Source organism: Sphaerimonospora cavernae (assembly GCF_042435035.1).
GTDB lineage: Bacteria > Actinomycetota > Actinomycetes > Streptosporangiales > Streptosporangiaceae > Sphaerimonospora > Sphaerimonospora cavernae.
The window spans coordinates 111,275-128,380 of record NZ_JBHMQT010000005.1; the positions used below are offsets into that span (position 1 = coordinate 111,275).

At 69.6% G+C, this 17,106-nt stretch carries 17 protein-coding genes; 11 read left to right on the top strand and 6 right to left on the bottom strand.

The window, feature by feature from the left end:
• Window positions 1-10: 10 nt before the first annotated feature.
• The 4 genes from ACFHYQ_RS04465 to ACFHYQ_RS04480 all read left to right on the top strand — a co-directional run bounded on the left by ACFHYQ_RS04465 (window position 11) and on the right by ACFHYQ_RS04480 (window position 4,155).
• A complete protein-coding gene (locus ACFHYQ_RS04465) occupies window positions 11-688 on the top strand; it encodes an HAD family hydrolase (RefSeq protein WP_394299775.1) in 678 nt (225 codons plus the stop codon).
• A 106-nt stretch (window positions 689-794) separates the two neighbouring features.
• Window positions 795-2,084: a PP2C family protein-serine/threonine phosphatase gene (locus ACFHYQ_RS04470; protein ID WP_394299776.1), complete on the top strand. Its 1,290-nt coding sequence runs from the start codon at window positions 795-797 to the stop codon at window positions 2,082-2,084.
• On the top strand, window positions 2,081-3,718 hold the full coding sequence (locus ACFHYQ_RS04475) for a sensor histidine kinase (RefSeq protein ID WP_394299777.1): 1,638 nt from the start codon (window positions 2,081-2,083) through the stop codon (window positions 3,716-3,718). Before ACFHYQ_RS04470 ends, ACFHYQ_RS04475 begins: the two co-directional genes overlap by 4 nt.
• Entirely contained in the window at window positions 3,715-4,155 is a 441-nt protein-coding gene (locus ACFHYQ_RS04480; RefSeq protein ID WP_394299778.1) for a response regulator, read from the top strand. Before ACFHYQ_RS04475 ends, ACFHYQ_RS04480 begins: the two co-directional genes overlap by 4 nt.
• A 34-nt stretch (window positions 4,156-4,189) precedes the next feature.
• Here ACFHYQ_RS04480 and ACFHYQ_RS04485 read toward each other — a convergent pair whose 3' ends face one another.
• Window positions 4,190-4,987, bottom strand: coding sequence for a tyrosine-protein phosphatase (locus ACFHYQ_RS04485; RefSeq protein ID WP_394299779.1), 798 nt, complete (start codon window positions 4,985-4,987; stop codon window positions 4,190-4,192).
• Between the two features lie 127 nt (window positions 4,988-5,114).
• Between ACFHYQ_RS04485 and ACFHYQ_RS04490 the strand changes: the two genes are divergently transcribed.
• The 5 genes from ACFHYQ_RS04490 to ACFHYQ_RS04510 all read left to right on the top strand — a co-directional run bounded on the left by ACFHYQ_RS04490 (window position 5,115) and on the right by ACFHYQ_RS04510 (window position 10,685).
• Window positions 5,115-6,380: an SGNH/GDSL hydrolase family protein gene (locus ACFHYQ_RS04490; RefSeq protein ID WP_394299780.1), complete on the top strand. Its 1,266-nt coding sequence runs from the start codon at window positions 5,115-5,117 to the stop codon at window positions 6,378-6,380.
• A gap of 42 nt (window positions 6,381-6,422) precedes the next feature.
• A complete protein-coding gene (locus tag ACFHYQ_RS04495) occupies window positions 6,423-7,985 on the top strand; it encodes a serine/threonine protein kinase (RefSeq protein WP_394299781.1) in 1,563 nt (520 codons plus the stop codon).
• A gap of 85 nt (window positions 7,986-8,070) precedes the next feature.
• Window positions 8,071-8,703 (top strand): nucleotidyl transferase AbiEii/AbiGii toxin family protein, encoded by a 633-nt coding sequence (locus tag ACFHYQ_RS04500; RefSeq protein WP_394299782.1) that lies wholly within the window; start codon window positions 8,071-8,073, stop codon window positions 8,701-8,703.
• Between the two features lie 180 nt (window positions 8,704-8,883).
• On the top strand, window positions 8,884-10,023 hold the full coding sequence (locus ACFHYQ_RS04505; RefSeq protein WP_394299783.1) for a sensor histidine kinase: 1,140 nt from the start codon (window positions 8,884-8,886) through the stop codon (window positions 10,021-10,023).
• Window positions 10,020-10,685: a response regulator transcription factor gene (locus ACFHYQ_RS04510; protein WP_394299784.1), complete on the top strand. Its 666-nt coding sequence runs from the start codon at window positions 10,020-10,022 to the stop codon at window positions 10,683-10,685. Before ACFHYQ_RS04505 ends, ACFHYQ_RS04510 begins: the two co-directional genes overlap by 4 nt.
• 49 nt (window positions 10,686-10,734) lie before the next feature.
• Here ACFHYQ_RS04510 and ACFHYQ_RS04515 read toward each other — a convergent pair whose 3' ends face one another.
• The gene (locus ACFHYQ_RS04515) at window positions 10,735-11,790 is read right to left on the bottom strand and encodes a Gfo/Idh/MocA family oxidoreductase (RefSeq protein WP_394299785.1); all 1,056 of its coding nucleotides are present in this window, start codon (window positions 11,788-11,790) and stop codon (window positions 10,735-10,737) included.
• 2 nt (window positions 11,791-11,792) lie between these two features.
• Complete coding sequence (locus ACFHYQ_RS04520; protein ID WP_394299786.1) at window positions 11,793-12,698, bottom strand: proteasome assembly chaperone family protein; 906 nt, start codon at window positions 12,696-12,698, stop codon at window positions 11,793-11,795.
• A 219-nt stretch (window positions 12,699-12,917) separates the two neighbouring features.
• On the opposite strand from ACFHYQ_RS04520, the gene ACFHYQ_RS04525 reads away from it, so the two are divergent.
• The gene (locus tag ACFHYQ_RS04525; RefSeq protein WP_394299787.1) at window positions 12,918-13,877 is read left to right on the top strand and encodes a 4-epi-cubebol synthase; all 960 of its coding nucleotides are present in this window, start codon (window positions 12,918-12,920) and stop codon (window positions 13,875-13,877) included.
• Between the two features lie 25 nt (window positions 13,878-13,902).
• On the opposite strand, the gene ACFHYQ_RS04530 is transcribed toward ACFHYQ_RS04525, so the two are convergent.
• Window positions 13,903-16,011, bottom strand: coding sequence for an ATP-binding protein (locus ACFHYQ_RS04530; RefSeq protein WP_394299788.1), 2,109 nt, complete (start codon window positions 16,009-16,011; stop codon window positions 13,903-13,905).
• Window positions 16,012-16,150: 139 nt separating this feature from the next.
• On the opposite strand from ACFHYQ_RS04530, the gene ACFHYQ_RS04535 reads away from it, so the two are divergent.
• Window positions 16,151-16,318 carry a hypothetical protein gene (locus ACFHYQ_RS04535; protein WP_394299789.1) on the top strand — a complete coding sequence of 56 codons (168 nt, stop codon included), beginning with the start codon at window positions 16,151-16,153 and terminating at the stop codon, window positions 16,316-16,318.
• A 98-nt stretch (window positions 16,319-16,416) separates the two neighbouring features.
• Here the strand turns inward: ACFHYQ_RS04535 and ACFHYQ_RS04540 are convergent, their stop codons facing one another.
• Complete coding sequence (locus tag ACFHYQ_RS04540; RefSeq protein ID WP_394299790.1) at window positions 16,417-16,809, bottom strand: hypothetical protein; 393 nt, start codon at window positions 16,807-16,809, stop codon at window positions 16,417-16,419.
• A gap of 56 nt (window positions 16,810-16,865) precedes the next feature.
• The coding region (locus ACFHYQ_RS04545) for a YlcI/YnfO family protein (protein ID WP_394299791.1) at window positions 16,866-17,106 on the bottom strand (241 nt) is incomplete at its 5' end.

Sequence of the window (17,106 nt, forward strand, 5' to 3'; positions counted from 1 at the left end):
TGTGAAGCAGATGGGGGAGACGATGGTGATTCGCGCGCTCGTGTTCGACGTGGGGGAGACGCTGATCGACGAGACGCGGATCTGGTCGCGCTGGGCCGACCGGCTCGGCGTGCCGCGCCTGACCTTCATGGGCGTGCTCGGCGGCATGGCCGCGCTCGATCGGGGACACCAGGAGGCTTTCCAGGTGATCCGGCCGGGGCTCGATCTGGAGGCCGAGATCGAGGCGTGGCGGCGCGACGACCCGGGCGGCCTGCGGGAGAACTTCGACGCCGGCGACCTCTACCCCGACGTGCGGCCCGGGCTGGCGGCGCTGCGCGAGGCCGGCTACCAGGTGATCGTCGCGGGCAACCAGCCGCCGCAGGCCTACGACGCGCTCGCCGCGATGGACCTGCCGGTCGACGCGATCCACACGTCGGCGGCCTGGGGCGTGGAGAAGCCGGAGCCGGGCTTCTTCGCCAAGGTCGCGGCCGTCGCCGGCCGGGCCCCGCGGGAGATCCTCTATGTGGGCGACCGGCTCGACAACGACGTGCGGCCGGCCAGGCGGGCCGGGATGCGTACGGCTCTGCTGCGCCGCGGCCCGTGGGGATATCTGCACGCCGCGAGCCCCGGGGCCGCCGAGGCCGATCTGGTCGCCGACGCCCTCACCGACCTGCCCCGCCTCGTCCCCCGGCTCGGTGTGATGAGGTGACCTGACAGTCGTGGGTGACCTCCTGCACACCCGTGGTGCCGATTGCCGGCGCCGTGCCGGTAATGTCTCCGTAACCAATGAGACAAGTGGATAGTGAGGGGGACAAGTGCCTCGTGCGGTGGGGCGTTCGCGCACTGAGCAGCAGCCTGCCGCCGGGCCTGCACAGACATCGCCGGACCTCCGCCTGTCCGGGTCGGTCGGGGACGGGCCGGAGCGGGCCGAGGCGGACGAGCAGCCGCCGTTACTGCTCGTCGAGGACGATGCAGGTGACGCGCTGCTGGTGGAGGAGCTCCTGGCCGACAGCGGGCTGGAGATGCGGCTGCAGTGGGTGAGCAGCCTGGAGCAGGCGCTGGAGTGGTTGGCCGACCGGCAGCCCGGGTGCATCCTGCTGGATCTGCACCTGCCCGACGCGCATGGTCTCCAGTCGCTGAGCGACCTGCGGCAGCACGGGGAACACATCGCGATCGTCGTGCTCACCGGGCTGGCTGAGGAGTCCGTGGGACTGAGCGCGGTGGCCGCCGGTGCACAGGACTATCTGGTCAAGGGCAAAGTCGAACCGGATCTGTTCGGCCGTGCGGTGCGTTACGCGATGCAGCGCAAGCAGGCCGAGCAGGATGCCGCTGCCTTGCAGGCGGGCCGGATTCACGCGCGGGAGAACGCCCGCCTCGAGCGTGGTCTGCTGCCGGTACCGCTGCTGCGGGGCGCCGGCGACGTGGACGTGGTGGCGCGCTACCGGCCGGGCCGAGCCCAGACGCTGCTGGGCGGGGACTTCTACGACGTCGTGCAACTGGCCGACGGCAGTGTGCACGCCATGATCGGAGATGTGTCCGGTCACGGTCCCGATGAGGCGGCGCTCGGAGTGGGATTGCGCATCGCCTGGCGCACGCTGGTGCTCAACGGAACATTCGGGCCCCGGCAGCTTCGGAAACTGCAGGAGTTGCTGATCGCTGAACGGTCGAGCGGGCAGATCTACGCCACGATGACGAGCCTGGTGCTCTCCCCCGACCGGCGGGGTGCCACGGTCATGCGAGCCGGTCATCCGGGCATGCTCGTACGCTCCCCGGCGGGAGTGGAACTGCTCGTGCCTCCCGGGGGCCCGGCTCTGGGGATGCTGCCCGGGGTCGACGACTTCCCGGCTCACCGGATGGACCTGGTGCCAGAGGCGGAGATCGTGCTGTTCACCGACGGCTTGTACGAGGGACGCATCGGCTCACGCGAGCGGCTCGGTGAGGACGGCCTGCTGGTCCTGGCCCGGCAGTCGGCCGATCTGGCGCCGGCGGCGTTCGTCGACAGCCTGCTCAGCCGGGCCGAGGCCATGTCGGAGAATTATGGCGGATTGGCCGACGATGTGGCCCTGGTACACCTGCAGTGGAGCAGGGACGTGAGCATCCCATGACCACATCCACAGGGCAGTCCGCCACCTCGGGGCTCGGCAGGCTCCAGCTGTATCTCCGCATCACCGTGCGGGGCTGGTTTCACCTGGTCCTGGGTCTGATGGTGCTGCTGGTCATCGTCGGCGCCGTGGTCGGCTCCCGGCTGCTGCAGGGGACCACGGACTTCTCCGAGTACATGACCTCGACGATCACACCGGCCAGGATCGAGGCATATCGGCTGCAGACCGCCCTGCTCAACCAGGAGAGCGGAGCACGGGGGTATGCGATGGCGGCCCAGCCGTCCTTCCTGATGCCGTACACGGAGGGCAAGCAGGTCGAGGCCCAGTCGGCGGACCGTCTGCGTGCGCTGCTGGAGAGTCGACCGGCGCTGCTGGCCACTCTGGACGAGATCGAGTCGGCGGCGGTCCGATGGCGGCAGTCCTACGCCGATCCGCTGATCGCGAAGGTCGTGGTGGGCAGGCCCCAGGCGAGCGACAACACGAGCCCGGATCAGGGCAAGGAAGCCTTCGATCATCTGCGTGCCCTGTTGGAGACCCAGACCGCCCAACTGGACGAGGTCCGGGATGAGGGGCTACGCCGGCTGGAACAGATGCGAGATGTGCGCGGTTTTGTGATGGCCGGGCTGGTCGCGCTCTTCTTTCTCGCCGCCGCGGTGCTGGCCGTCCTGATCAACTTGCTGGTCGCCAGGCCCCTGCAGGGTCTGCGCGCCGCGTCCCGGCGTGTCGCCGACGGCGAGTTCACCCACCGCATCACCCCCAGGGGACCGGCCGATCTTCGGGCCGTGGCCGATGACGTGGAAAACATGCGAATGCGCATCGTCGCCGCGCTGCAGTCCTCACAGGCTCAGCGGGAACGGCTGGCCAGGCTGGCGGTGGATCTGGATGTTCAGGCCGTCGAGCTGCGCCGGTCCAACGCCGAACTGGAGCAGTTCGCCTACGTCGCCTCCCACGACCTGCAGGAGCCGCTGCGCAAGGTCGCCTCCTTCTGCCAGATGCTCGAGCGCCGCTACCGTGACAAGCTCGACGACCGAGGCGTCCAGTACATCGACTTCGCCGTCGACGGCGCCAAGCGGATGCAGGTCCTCATCACCGACCTGCTCACCTTCTCCCGGGTTGGACGGCTCAACGACGCCCGGACGGACGTGCCGCTCGACCAGGCTGTGGACAAGGCCCTGACCAACCTCGCCGCGGCCGTCGAGGAGTCCGGCGTATACGTCGATCGGCCCGATGAGCTGCCCCGGGTGACGGGAGACCCGGTCCTGCTGTCCATGCTCTGGCAGAATCTTCTCGGTAACGCCATCAAGTTCCGGCACCCGGACCGATCCCCGGCCGTCTCCATCACCTGTGAACCGGAGCCTCGGCAGGCCGGCTGGAGGCTGTGCGTCAGCGACAACGGCATCGGCATCCCGGAAGAGTTCGCCGAGAAGGTCTTCGTCATCTTCCAACGCCTGCACGGCCGTGACCAGTACGGTGGCACCGGCATCGGCTTGGCCCTGTGCAAGAAAATCGTGGAACATCACGGCGGGCGCATCTGGATCGACACCGCCTATACCGGTGGCACCCGCTTCTGTTTCACCCTGCCCGTCACCGCTCCGACCCAGCCAGTGACGGCCCTGACCGAAGGGACACCCGAATGATGACCGACGCCGAGCCCATAGACGTCCTGCTCGTCGAGGACGACCCGGGCGATGAGCTGATGACCCGCGAGGCGTTCGCGGACAACAAGATCGGCAACACCCTGCACGTCGTCCGCGACGGTGAGGAGGCGCTCGACTTCCTGTATCGCAGGGGGGCCCATACCGAGGCACCGAGGCCGGGCCTGATCCTCCTCGACCTCAACCTGCCGAAGTACGATGGCCGCGAAGTCCTCAGGCAGATCAAATCCGACTCCGATCTGAACCACATCCCCGTCGTGGTGCTGACCACCTCGGCCGCGGAAGAGGACATCCTGCGCAGCTACAAGCTGCATGCCAACGCGTACGTGACCAAGCCCGTCGACCTCGACCAGTTCATCGCGGCCGTCCAGCAGATCGACGAGTTCTTCGTCCAGGTCGTACGACTGCCTCACAGTTGAGCGGAGGCACGCGCTTGGACGTGCCTCCGCATCCTCAGTCGCGGAGGCGGGCGCGCAGGGCCCGGGTGTCGCCGTCGGTCCAGCCGTTGGCGGTGAGCCAGCCGAGCGGGCCGCCGAACCGGCGGTCGAGCCTGGCCAGGAACCGCGTCATGTATTCGGCCCGGGGTTGATGCATGTCCGCGGGGTGCGCGTCCAGGTCGGCCCGGTAGGTCTCACTGGTCCGCAGCCGCGCGAGCACCTCCTCCAGTCGCACGCCGGTGGCGACATAGTCGGCGACGATGGCCTCCGGGGCGGCCCCGGCCACCGCGAGCGCGAGCGCGCTCACCACGCCGGTGCGGTCCTTGCCGGCCGCGCAGTGCACCACGGCCGCGCCGTCGTCCGCGGCGAGCACCCGCAGCGCCGCCAGGATCGAGTCGGGACGGTCACGCAGATAGCCGGTGTAGAAGCGGGTGACCCGCGGGTCCGCGCTCTCGTCCTCGGCTTGCCCGACCCGCCGGGGCAGCGTCCGCTCGTCGACCGTGTCGGCTCCGGCGTCGGTGAACAACCCGCCCTCGGGGAACAGGCTGAGGTGATGGATCCCGACCTCCGCCACCCGGGTCAGCGGGCCGGGACCCTCCAGCCGCACCTCGGCCACGGACCGCAGATCCACGACATTCCTCAGTTTGAGGTCCCCGACCAGACGGTCGATGTCGCCGTCGGTCAGCCCCTGCAGGTTGTCCGATCGGAAAATCCGGCCGGACCGGGTGATGCTGCCGTCGGTGGTCGGCAGCCCGCCCAGGTCCCGTACGTTGACCGCACCGTTCAGTTCTATCCAGCGCTCATGCTCGTTCATCGTTTCCGAGCCTAGACCCCACGAGCCGGTACGGCCCGGCGAGGTGGATGGCTCTTTCACGTATGCCACGGGGAAAACTCTCGTAATGTAGGGCCACATCATTCGCGATCACATCAGGAGGATGTTGATGCCCCGGCCGGTTCACCGGTTGATGATTGCGGCTGTCGCCCTCACCGCGGCGACCGCGGCGACGACCGTGGTGGTGCTCCCGGCGGCTCCGGCGCAGGCGGAATCGCTGCAGGCCGACCGTCGGCCCGATCGGCACGGGGGCCGGAAAGACGAGCAACCCGCCTCCCATCGCCTGGTCGGCACCTGGTCGGCGTCGACCACCCGGCTCGCCGCCGCCCTCGGCGATCAGACGGTCCGGATGGTGGTGCGGACCAGCGTCGGCGGCACGGGGATGCGCATCCGCCTGTCCAACCTGTTCGGCTCGGCGCCCGTGACGTTCCGCGGTGTCCACGTCGGCATCCAGGCGTACGGCGCGGAGATCCTCATGGGCACCAACCGTCCGGTGACCTTCGGCGGGCGCGAATCGGTCACGATCGGCTCCGGGCGCGCCGCCTGGAGCGACCCGATTCCCGGAAAGATCCCCGGCGGATCGGACGTGGTCGTCAGCCTCTACGTTCCGAGCAACGTCCAGGGCGTGACCGGGCACGAGCGCGCCTACGCGACCACGTACCTGTCGGATCCGGGAGACTTCGCCGCAGAAGAGGCCGCCGACGGCTTCACCTACACCAGCACCCAGTGGTACTTCCTGGACCGCCTCGCCGTGGGCGCGCCGAAGGCGACGCGCTCGGTCGTCGCGTTCGGCGACTCGCTGACCGACGGCGCGGGGCAGAGCGCGGACGCCAACCGGCGCTGGACCGACTACCTCTACCAGCGGCTCGTCCGGCTGCCGGCGAACCGGCGGATGGGTGTGCTCAACGCCGGCATCGCGGGCAACCGGCTGCTCCACCATGACGCCGGGCCGCGCGGTGTGGGCCGTTTCCGGCGCGACGCGCTGACCCAGCCCGGGGTGCGCACGGTCATCCTCTACGAGGGCATCAACGACATCTCCCGGGGCTACTACACCTCGGCAGCGCCGCTGATCGACGGTTACAAACGGCTGATCAAGATGGCCCATGCCCGAAAGGTACGGATCCTCGGCGGGACGCTCACCCCGTTCTACGGCTTCGGCACCTGGACCGAGGATCGGGAGGAGATCAGGCAGCAGGTCAACAAATGGATCCGCACCAGCGGGGCCTTCGACGGCGTCATCGACTTCGACAAGGCCGTCCGCGATCCGGAGTTCCCCGAGCAACTCGCACCCGCGTACGACCACGGTGATCACCTGCACATGAGCGATGCCGGGCGGCGCAGGCTCGCCTACGTGGTCGACCTCCGCCTGCTCTGAGCCGTATCCGGTGACACCTTCGGACCGCTATCGTGCGGTCCCATGGTCACCCCCTTGGAGCCCGATGACCCGCGTACGCTGGGCGAGTTCACGCTGACCGGACGGCTCGGCGAGGGCGGGCAGGGGGTGGTCTACCTCGGCCGGGTGCCTGGCGGGGAGCCGGTCGCCGTGAAGGTGCTCAAGTCGGGGCTCGACTCATCTGTCAGACAGCGGCTGGTCCGCGAACTGGACGCGATGCGCAGCGTCGCGCCGTTCTGCACGGCCCGGGTGCTGACCGCGGTGGTCGACGGGCGGATGCCGTACGTCGTGAGCGAGTTCATCGACGGGCCGTCCCTGCAGCAGCGGGTCGGCTCCGGCGGCCCGCTGCGCGGCGGTGAGCTGGAACGGCTCGCGGTCGGTACGGCCACGGCGCTGGCGGCCATCCACGCCGCCGGGATCGTGCACCGCGACTTCAAGCCCGGCAATGTGCTCCTCGGGCCGGACGGGCCCCGGGTGGTGGACTTCGGCATCGCCCGGCACGGTGCGAGCGACACGATCACAGCCGGCCCGGTCGGCACCCCCGCCTATCTGGCACCCGAGCAGATCGCCGGGCATCCGGCCACCCCCGCCGCCGACGTGTTCGCCTGGGGGGCCACGATCGTCTTCGCCGCCACGGGCCGTGCGGCCTTCGGCGCCGACAGCGTGCCCGCGGTCATGCACCGGATCCTGACCGCCGAGCCCGACGCATCGGCGCTGCCCGCGTCGTTGCGCGGGGTGGTCGAACGCTGCCTCGCCAAGGATCCGGCGCGCCGGCCATCCTCCCGGGATCTCCTGCTGGAGCTCGTCGGGTCCGCCCCCAACCCGCTGCGGGCGGGCGCCGCGGCGGCCACCAGACCGGAGGGGGTACGACACGGCGAGACGACCGCCATCCTCACCGCGGCCGGGGCGACCCTGCCGGGCTCGGTGGAGGCCACCGGGGCAGGCGGCGAACGGCGGAGTTCGCGTACCGGGATCGTCATCGGGGCCGTGGCGGCCGTCGCCGCACTGTCGGTCACCGCCGCCCTGCTGGCGCCGCGGCTGAACGGCGCCTCGTCCGCCTCTTCGCAGGGCGCCGCCGCGACGACGAGCGTCTCACCGGCCGGCACCCAGACGGCGCCTCCGGCCGATCAGAGCGGTGACCGGAACGCCACCGCGGGAGACGACACCGCCACGTCGGAGGACGACGGCACCGCACAGGACGACAGCGCTGTGCAGGACGACCCGGCAGGAGACCCCACCGTCACGCCGAAGGCCACCGCCGTGCCGACGACCACGCCCGGGGGGACCGTACCGGCGGTGTTCGCCGGCACATGGGGAGGCCACATCGAGCCGAACGTGGGATACGACGAGACCGACATCCAGATCGTGCTGGAGCCGGGCAAGGGCAACGGCACCTGGAAGGACGTGACCACCTCGTGCCGGGCGCCCCTGACGCTGACGCGCAGCTCCGAGACCGCGCTGGTCTTCCGGATCGACAAGTGTGCGGCCGGTACGGCCACCCTGACCAGAACCGACGACGGCCTCTCCTACCGCTGGGACGGCGCCAAAGGCGACATCACCTACCAGGGAACCCTCGCCAGGGACTGATCACGTCGGAGGAGATCCTGCCTGCACGGCGAGTCCGTGCGCTTTGGGAGAACCGGTTTCCCGAGCTGCGTCGTGCAGCCGCCTGATGGATCAGCTTCAGGAGTGCCTCGCCCGTATCGGCTTGGAATTGGCCGCGCGATACGGCTTTGTCCTCGGCGGCGGTCATGCGGTTCAATTGCATGGCTTCGGTGCCCGCCCGTCAGAGGACATCGACTTGTTCACGCCGTGGCGGGGCACTCCCGAGCAGGTCGAGCAATTGGTCGTGGACGCATATCGCCGGGAGGGGTTTCAGGTTGACGTAAGGCTGCGTACGCCTGACCTGGTGCAGATGGAAGTTAGTGATGCCGCAGGGCATAGTTGCAAGGTGGACCCGGGGGTGTTCTGGCAGGCACGCTCCCCGGTCATGTTGGAGATCGGCCCAGTGCTGCACCCCGATGACGCGGTGGCCGGCAAGATGGACGCGTTGTTCAACCGGTGGGCGCCCAGGGACTTCCTGGATATCGATGCGATCTTGAGTAGCGGCTGCTACACCACCGAACAACTCTTGGCGGTAGCAGAAGAACACAATCCCGGCTTCGACAGGCCCATGTTCGCTGAAGCCATATCTTACCTTGATCGTGTCCCTGACCGTGATTTCCTCACCTATGGAGTGACGTCCGAGCGTATCGAGACGATGCGAAAACGCTTCAACGAGTGGCAACGCGGTCTTTCCGCATAGCGTTGGTGAGACGAGACCGATCCATATGAAGGAATGCTGACGGATCGCTCACAAGCCCTACTCCCTCTGAGGTAGCCGTACTGCGAAAGGAGGAGGCCGAAGTGACGGGGGATGGATGACGCGGCCCGGGTGCGGTCCCGCCTAGCGTGGGGTCATTCCTTCGCAGCGGAAAGGGTTCACATGGCCGAGCGGTACTCGCCGCGCGCACCCGCTCCTGTTCGTCTGCCCGCCAGGATCGCCGATGTCGCGCTCGCCGCTTTCACCGTGGTCGTGGTCGTCGCCGTCGCTCTCGCGGCGGGGGTGCGAAATCCTTGGGCGGGCCCGATTCCCCTGGCCCTGTTCCTCGGTGTGCTCCTGCTCGTCAGGCGGCGGTGGCCGATGACCGTGCTGTTGCTGTCGGTCGCCGCGATCTTCGCTTATCACCTCGCCTACTGGTCGCCCGCCGGGTGGATCTGGCCGGTGTCGGCCGCCTACTTCACCGCCGCCGCCACTTCCCGCGTGCGCTGGGTGGCCGCCATCGGCGTCGCCCAGCTCGTCTATTCCGCCATCGATGCCCGGTGGATCATCGGCAGGAACCTCACCCGTTACCTCATCCACACTCTCGGGGAAGGAGTGCTGCTGGCGGTGCTCATCGCCGCGGGCCTGGCCTACGCCGCTTCGCGGCGCGCAGGCGATCGGCTGCGTGAGGCCGACGACCGCGCCCGTGCAGCTGAGGAACGGCTGGGCATCGCGCGTGAGGTGCACGACATCGTCGCCCACACCCTGGCCGTCGTCGGTGTCCACCTCAACGTCGCCGCAGACGCCATCGCCGAGGAGCCGGCTGAGGCCGCCGCCGCGCTGCGCCTGGCCAAAGATGTCCGGAACCAGGCGATGCACGATCTCGCCTCCCTCATCGGCGTCCTGCGTGAGGGCCCGACGGCCACGGTGCCTCAACCTGACCTTGACGCCATCGGGAAGCTCGTGGCCGAGGCCCAAGTTACCGGGCTGAGCGTGCTCCTGGACGAGCAGGGTGATCGCTCGACGGTCCCTGCGACCGCCGCCGTCGCGGTTTACCGCATCGTCCAGGAAGCCCTCGCGAACACACTCAAGCACTCGGGGGCGACTGAGGTCAGCGTGACCATCGCCTACCGGCCGCACTCGGTCACCGTGCGGATCCTGGACGACGGGCACGGACATCTCGACGGCGGCGTCGGCGAGGGGCACGGCCTGATGGGCATGCGCGAGCGCGTGCGCGCCCTCGGCGGCACGCTCACGGTGGGACCGGCCGCCGCGGGTTTCGCCGTGCAGGCGGAGATCCCTGTGGCAAGCTCGTCACCGTGACGATCAAGGTGCTCCTCGCCGACGACCAGGCACTCGTGCGGGCCGGTTTCCGCAGCCTGCTGGCCCGTTCGCGGGACATCGCGGTCGTGGGTGAAGCCGCAGACGGCGAGGAAGCCGTACGGCTGGCCGCGAGCACCGGCCCCGACGTCGTCCTCATGGACATCCGCATGCCCGGCGTCGACGGCATCGCCGCCACCCGGCGCATCGTCACCGAGCCACCCACCTCCGGCTCACGCGTCATCATCCTCACCACGTTCGACACTGACGAGCACGTCTTCGCCGCGCTGCGTGCCGGAGCCAGCGGTTTCCTCACCAAGGACGTCGAACCGGCGGATCTGCGCCGTGCGGTCGCGGCCGTCGCCGCAGGGGACGCGCTTCTGTCCCCGGGCGTCACCCGGCGCGTCATCGAGCAGTTCGTCCGCGGTCGGCACCTCACTGCCGGTGCCGGGCAGCGGCTGGCCGTCCTCACGGCCCGGGAGGTGGAGGTGGCCCGGCTCGTCGCGCTCGGCCTGTCCAACGACGAGATCGCCGAGCGTCTCGTCATCAGTCCGCTCACCGTGAAGACCCACATCACCAGGGCGATCGCCAAACTTGACGTACGAGACCGTGTCCAGCTGGTCATCCTGGCCTACGAAAGCGGCCTGATACGGCCTGGCGAGTAACCCGCACGGCCCGACGACGTCTCACGCCAACAGAGGACTCGCCCCCGGGCTAACCGACTTTGTCGGTGGGGATGGGGATGACGGTGCCGGTGGCGGCTGAGTGCCTGGCGGCCTCCAGGACGGTGAGGGTCTCGACGACGCTTTCCGGCGAGACGGGCGGCGGGGCGCCGTCCCGCAGGCAGGCCACGACGCCCTCGTAGAACCGGTGGTAGGCGCCGGGCTCGGTGGGGACCGTACGGCCGTCGACGCCGAGCGTCCCCCATCGGTCCGGATGTTCGGCACCCCAGCCGGGCCCCGGACGCTCGCCGGCGCGCAGCCGCTCCTCCTGGGGGTCGAGGCCCCACTTGACGTAGGCCGCCTTCGACCCGAGCACGCGGAACCTGGGGCCGAGCCGACCGGCCACCGCGCTCATCCACAGGTGCGACCGCGTGCCGCAGGCGTGCGTCAGCGCGATGAAGGCGTCGTCGTCGGCCAGCACGCCCGCCCGCCGCACGTCGGCCTCGGCGTACACGTGCGAGACCGGGCCGAAGAGCTGGACGGCCTGATCGACGAGATGACTGCCGAGGTCGTAGAGGATCCCGGCGATCTCCTCCGGGCCGCCGGATTCACGCCAGCCGCCCTTGGGTATCGGCCGCCACCGCTCGAACCGGGACTCGAAGCGGTGCACCTCGCCGAGTTCGGGCAGCAGGCGGCGGACCGTCAGGAAGTCGCCGTCCCAGCGCCGGTTCTGGTACACGCTGAGCATCAGGCCCCGGTCGCGCGCGAGCCGCAGGAGATCTCGGGCCTCGGCGGCGGTGCCCGCCAGCGGCTTGTCCACCACGACGGGCAGGCCCGCCTTGAGCGCCGCGACGGCCAGCGGCACGTGGGTGCGGTTCGGCGTGGCGATCACCACGAGGTCGCAACGGTCCCACAGCTCGTCGGGCGACCCGACGACCTCGGCGCCGGGGTGCTCGTGCCGTACCCGCTTGACCTTCGCAGGATCGCGGGTGACCACGGCCGCCAGCCGCAGCCCGGGGACGGCAGCGATCAGCGGCGCGTGGAAGAACGCCCCGCCCGTTCCGTAACCGGCCAGGCCGACGCGGATGTCGGACGCTCCGGACGCCATTGTCAGCCGTCCCGCTCGTCGCGTTCCGCGAGAAACGCCTCGAACTGGGCGGCAAGCTCGTCGCCGGTCGGCATCGGCATGCTCTCCGCGAGCAGGTTCTCCCGTTGTGCACCCGACTGGAAGGCGTCGTACTGCTGCTCCAGGCCCTGGATCGCGCCCGACAGTTCCTCCGAGGCGCTGATCTGCTGCGCGATCTCCTCGTCGGTCCTCGCGGCGGCCTCCCTGAGACCTTCCATGGGGAACACCAGGCCGGTGTTGCCGGTGATCGCCTCCAGCGCCGCCACCGCGGCCTGCGGATACTCCGCCTGGGCCAGATAGTGCGGCACGTGCACGGCGAAGCCCAGCGTGTCGTGGCCCTTGGCGCCGAGCCGGAGCTCGATGAGCCCCGCGACGCTCCCGGGCACCTGGACCTTCCCGAACGGGCTGGGCCGGCCGTTGATCAACTCAGGACGGCTGGCATGCGCGGTGTGACCGAGCGGACGGGTGTGCGGGACGCCCATGGGAATGCCGTGCACGCTCACCAGCCTGTTCACGCCCAGCCGGGTGACGAGCGTGGCGACGGCGTCGGTGAACAGCTCCCACTCGCGGTCCGGCTCCGGCCCCGACAGGACCAGGAACTGGGTGCCCGTGGTGTCGCGCACGAGGTGGACGGCGAGCTCCGGGGTGTCGTAGTCCGTCCAGCGGTCGGTGTCGAAGGTCATGATGGGTCGCCGGGACCGGTAGTCGAGCAGCCGGTCGACGTCGAACCTGGCGATGACCCGATGCTCCAACTCGGCGAGGAGGTGCCCGATTGCCAACCGGCCCGTGGCACCGGCGTCCACGAACCCCTCGAAGTGGTATAGCAGCACCGGATCGGTCAGCTCGGGGAGGTTCCCGTCGAGCCGGTAGAGATCCGTGGGGTCGAACACGTCTCCAGCCTTTCTCAAGGTTCCTTTAACTGATGAACCTAGCGCAGCGCAGTGCGGATTCCCGCGCGGACGTATGGCCTGTGGACAACGGACGGCAGGGCGACCGTGGGGTGTGCGGGAAGATCCGGTCCTGATTAGGGACACGAAGTCTGCTGTCCGAAATTTTCCGTAATGCCGGACAGTCTGGTCATCGCTCCGCGCGATGGTCATGCTGGGCTGATGCCGACTTCCAACACCAGGCAGGCCTTCCGTCTCCCCGCGCTCACCTGCCCCTTCCCCAGCGACGTGAACCCCCATGTGGACGAGGTGGATCGGGACACGATGAGTTGGCTGGCGGCCTCTGGGATGATCGCCGACGGCGAACAGCTCGAGCGCTTCCGATCGGCCCGATACGGATGGCTGGGCGCCCGCACCTACCCCTACGCGGCCCGGGAACTCTGCCAGTTGGTCACCGACTGGTGCGTGTGGCTGTTCGCCTTCGACGACGTCTACTGCGAGTCCGATCGGCGGGCGGCGGAGATCGCCCGGGCCCTCCCGCGGCTCTTCGAGGTCATCGACGACCTCACCGGCGAGGAGCCGGTCGACAACGTCTTCGCCCGCGCGCTGCTCGACATCAAGGCCCGGATCACCGCGTACGGCACCGCCGACCAGCTCGACCGCTGGCGCGCGGTGACGAAGGACTACCTGTTCGCCCAGGTCTGGGAGGCGGCCAACCGGGAGGACGACGTCGTCCCCACCTTCGGCGACTACGTCTTCATGCGCCGAAGGACCGGGGCCATGCTCACCGTCTTCGCCCTGATCGACGTGACCGCCGGGGTCCGCCTCACCTCCGACGAGTGGCGCCACCCGGCCGTACGCGCCATGACTCAGCACGCCAACGACGTGGTCGTATGGGACAACGACCTCATCTCGTACGCCAAGGAACGTGATGCGGCCAACGGCCGTAACAATCTGGTCACGGTGCTGGTCACCCACGGGGGCTGCTCGGTTCAGGAGGCGATGGACCGGATCGGCGTCATGCGCGACCAGGCCATCGCCGAGATGGTGGCCCTGGAGCCGGCCGTGGCGGCGCTGCGTTCACCGGCCGTCTCCGCCTACGTCCGGGGGCTGCGGTACTGGATCAGCGGCAGCGTAGACTACTCGCTCACCAGCTCGCGCTACACCGACGCCCTGACCTGACGGGCGTGGCTCAGCCCGGCGGCGGTCACTCCTGCTCGAAGTCGCCGAAGTCGTCCAGTGCGTACTCGACGAGGTCGCCGAGGCTGAGCCGCGCCCCCGAGGCGTACGCCTCGTCGTAGGCGGCGTCGCCGATCAGCTTCTTGCACTCCTTGACGCACTGCTCGTGCTCGGCCGTGAAGAACGGCGAGCCGAACTGGGGGAGGCCGAACGTGCGCCAGTTGGCCTGGGCGGCGCCGAGCAGCATCGCGGTGCGCTCCGGGGCTCCCATGTCGAGGTTGAGCGTGGCCAGCGTGTCCACGCACAGCACGACGCCGAGCACGTCATGGAAGTGGCGCTTGATCCGCAGCGACTCCTTGCAGCTCACCAGCGACTCGTCGTGGCGGCCGGTGGCACGCTGCGCCAGCGACATGACATACCAGGCGTAGGAGCGCAGCCACAGCTCGCCCCGATCCTGGCAGGTTTTCAGGCAGTCCAGCAGCAGCGTCTCGGCATCGGCGGGCTCGCCCTGGGCCAGCAGCACCATGGACAGCTCGACGATCGCGGGGAGCAGGCCCGGGTTGAGCTCGCGCCCGCCCCGGTGGAACTCGATGGCGACCCCGAGCAGGGCCGTGGCCTTCTGGGTGTCTCCCTGCAGCATGGCCGCGGTGCCCTGCATCTTGGTCGCCAGCAGGACCGCGACCGAGTCGCCCGCCCGCACCGCCTCGGTGCTGCACCGCTCGGCGGCCTCGAGCGCCCCGGCCATGTCGCCCTGCGCGCTGCGGATGTAGGACAGCACCCACAGGGCCTTGCACCGCCGCCTGCTCGGCTCCGGCGCCGCTTCCAGCGTGCGCTCCAGATAGTGCACGCCCTCCCGGGCGAAGCCGCAGGCGACCCAGAGGAACCACAGGGACGACAGCAGTTCGAGGCCGACGCCCTCCTCGCCCCGGACCGACAGGCAGTATTCGAGGGCCACCCGGATGTTGTCGTGCTCCTGCCGCATCCGGGTGAACCAGTGCACCTGCCGGGGCCCCGACCAGGAGTGCTCGCCGCGCTCGGCGAGCTGCAGGTAGTAGTCCCGGTGGCGGCGGCGCCGCTCGGGCGTCTCACCGAGTTTGTCCAGCCACTCCCCGCCGTACTGCCGCAGCGTGTCGATCAGCCGGTAGCGCTGGCCGGCCGGGGTCGGGAAGCTCAGCAGCACCGACTTGTCGACCAGTTCGCCGATCACGTCGAGGATGCGGTCGGCCGCGAGCGTCTCATCCGAGCAGACGTAGCGGGCCGCCTCCAGCTCGAAGTCCCCGGCGAACACCGACAGGCGGGCCCACAGCAGCCGCTCGGCCGGTTCGCACAGCTCGTGGCTCCACCCGATCGCCGCGCGCAGCGTCTGGTGGCGCGGCAGGGCCGTACGGCTCGCGCCGGCGAGCAGACTGAACCGGTCGGTGAGCAGGGTGAGGATCTGCTCGACCGACAGCGAGCGCAGCCGCACGGCGGCGAGCTCGATCGCGAGCGGGATCCCGTCCAGACGGCGGCACAGCTCGGAGACGGCCGTGACGTTGCTCTCGTCCACCACGAAGTCGGGCACCACGGCGCCGGCCCGCGCGCCGAACAGCTCGACCGCCTCGTTCGTGTACGGATTCTCCGACGGGTCGTCCCCGGGGACGGTGAGCGGCGGGACCGCGAGCGTGTACTCGCCCGGCGCGTTGAGCGAACGGCGGCTGGTCGCGAGGATCCGCAGGTTCGGCGCCGCGTCGAGGAGCCGGCTGGTGAGCGGCGCGACGGCGTCGACGAGGTGCTCGCAGGTGTCCAGGACGAGCAGGATCTCCCGGTCGGCCAGCCACTCCGCCAGAGTGTCCGACCCCTCCCTCGGGGACTGGTCGGCGATCCCGAGCGCGGCCGTGATCGTGTGCTGGACCATGCCGGGGTCCTGCAGCCGGGCCAGGTCGGCGTACCAGACGCCGTCCCGGAACTGCCTGCGGATCTGGTGCGCGATGCGCAGCGCCGTACGCGACTTGCCCACGCCGCCGATGCCGGTGACCGTCACCAGCCGGGACTTCTGCAGCCGTTGCCGCAGCGAAGCGAGGAGCCGCGTTCGGCCCACGAAACTGGTGAGCTCTACGGGCAGGTTGCCCTCTTGCCGCCATCCTGCTGGCGTAGCCATGCCGCCTCACGGGTTCGTCGGGGGTCGTCCGGGCGTGATGTCTGCATCCGCATCGTACCTTCGGCCGCCGAGACGCGCCCGGTTGTACGGGTGATGTTTCTCCTCCCAGGTGGGGAGACGTTGCGGATACCATGGGGGCGTGACTGTGCAGCATCCGGATGACATGCGTCCGGTGGACCTCTCCGATGATGGACTGCCGGTGTTGCCCGACCAGACGAGCGACGACACCGACCTCGGCTGGGGTGAATGGCACTCCGACTCCGACGACTCCCACTACCTGGAAGAACGCCCACCCCACTGGGGCTAGAGCCTGCCCGGATTCCGGCTTCGACACCCTCATGAAGGCGATGATCGGTGAGGCGGTCGCCTTGAGCCCTCAGCTCACCGATAGGCAACCGTCGTCATTCAGGTGGAACCAGGCCACTCGGCCGGTGGCGGTGTCGTGCCAGCCCCATGCGGGGACCAGTTCCTGTACCAGCCACAGTCCTCGTCCTCCGTCGCTTGGCTGGTCGGTCGAATCCGCCGCTGGTTTCGCTGCGCCAACCACACCAGCGCGTCGACGTAGTTGTCGACGTCGCCGGGCCAGGTGGTGGTGTCGAGCATCCACGGCTCGACGTCGGCGGGCAGGACGCCTTTGCCCTGCTCGCGCAGCAGCGTCTTGGACAGCCTCGCCCCGGTCGGCGCCAGGACCTGCGGGGTGAAGATCCGTATCGGCATCGCGGTCGGCGGAGTGCCGAACCCACCGAGGGTGCCGTCGACGAGCTGGCAGCCGAACGCCCAGTCACCGCCCTTCATCATCACGGGCAGCGTTTCGGGATCGCGGCAGAGCGCGCGTTCCTTTCGAAACCCGTTGATCAGGCGGAATCACGTAGCTCGTGTTCTACGGCGCGCCGGATCCACGAGGACAACGACCGGTCGTCGGCGTCGGCGCGGCGGCGTACCTCGGCCAGCAACTCGGGCGGAAAGCGGACCGGCACGACCGTCGAGAGCCGGGCGGTACGGCGCCGGGCCGGGCCCTGCGGCTCCTGGTTCGCCGGCTGGGCGTAGAACTCATACTCCTGATCGGGAGTCATCGGTGTATCGCTCATCGGTCCC

Bases quoted from the DNA above. Each gene is read 5' to 3' on its own strand.
- ACFHYQ_RS04485 (WP_394299779.1), bottom strand. From the start codon at position 4,987: ATGAACGAGCATGAGCGCTGGATAGAACTGAACGGTGCGGTCAACGTA.
- ACFHYQ_RS04530 (WP_394299788.1), bottom strand. From the start codon at position 16,011: ATGGCTACGCCAGCAGGATGGCGGCAAGAGGGCAACCTGCCCGTAGAG.
- ACFHYQ_RS04515 (WP_394299785.1), bottom strand. From the start codon at position 11,790: ATGGCGTCCGGAGCGTCCGACATCCGCGTCGGCCTGGCCGGTTACGGA.
- ACFHYQ_RS04475 (WP_394299777.1), top strand. From the start codon at position 2,081: ATGACCACATCCACAGGGCAGTCCGCCACCTCGGGGCTCGGCAGGCTC.
- ACFHYQ_RS04540 (WP_394299790.1), bottom strand. From the start codon at position 16,809: ATGATGAAGGGCGGTGACTGGGCGTTCGGCTGCCAGCTCGTCGACGGC.
- ACFHYQ_RS04465 (WP_394299775.1), top strand. From the start codon at position 11: ATGGGGGAGACGATGGTGATTCGCGCGCTCGTGTTCGACGTGGGGGAG.
- ACFHYQ_RS04490 (WP_394299780.1), top strand. From the start codon at position 5,115: ATGCCCCGGCCGGTTCACCGGTTGATGATTGCGGCTGTCGCCCTCACC.
- ACFHYQ_RS04505 (WP_394299783.1), top strand. From the start codon at position 8,884: ATGGCCGAGCGGTACTCGCCGCGCGCACCCGCTCCTGTTCGTCTGCCC.
- ACFHYQ_RS04480 (WP_394299778.1), top strand. From the start codon at position 3,715: ATGATGACCGACGCCGAGCCCATAGACGTCCTGCTCGTCGAGGACGAC.
- ACFHYQ_RS04495 (WP_394299781.1), top strand. From the start codon at position 6,423: ATGGTCACCCCCTTGGAGCCCGATGACCCGCGTACGCTGGGCGAGTTC.
- ACFHYQ_RS04525 (WP_394299787.1), top strand. From the start codon at position 12,918: ATGCCGACTTCCAACACCAGGCAGGCCTTCCGTCTCCCCGCGCTCACC.
- ACFHYQ_RS04500 (WP_394299782.1), top strand. From the start codon at position 8,071: ATGGATCAGCTTCAGGAGTGCCTCGCCCGTATCGGCTTGGAATTGGCC.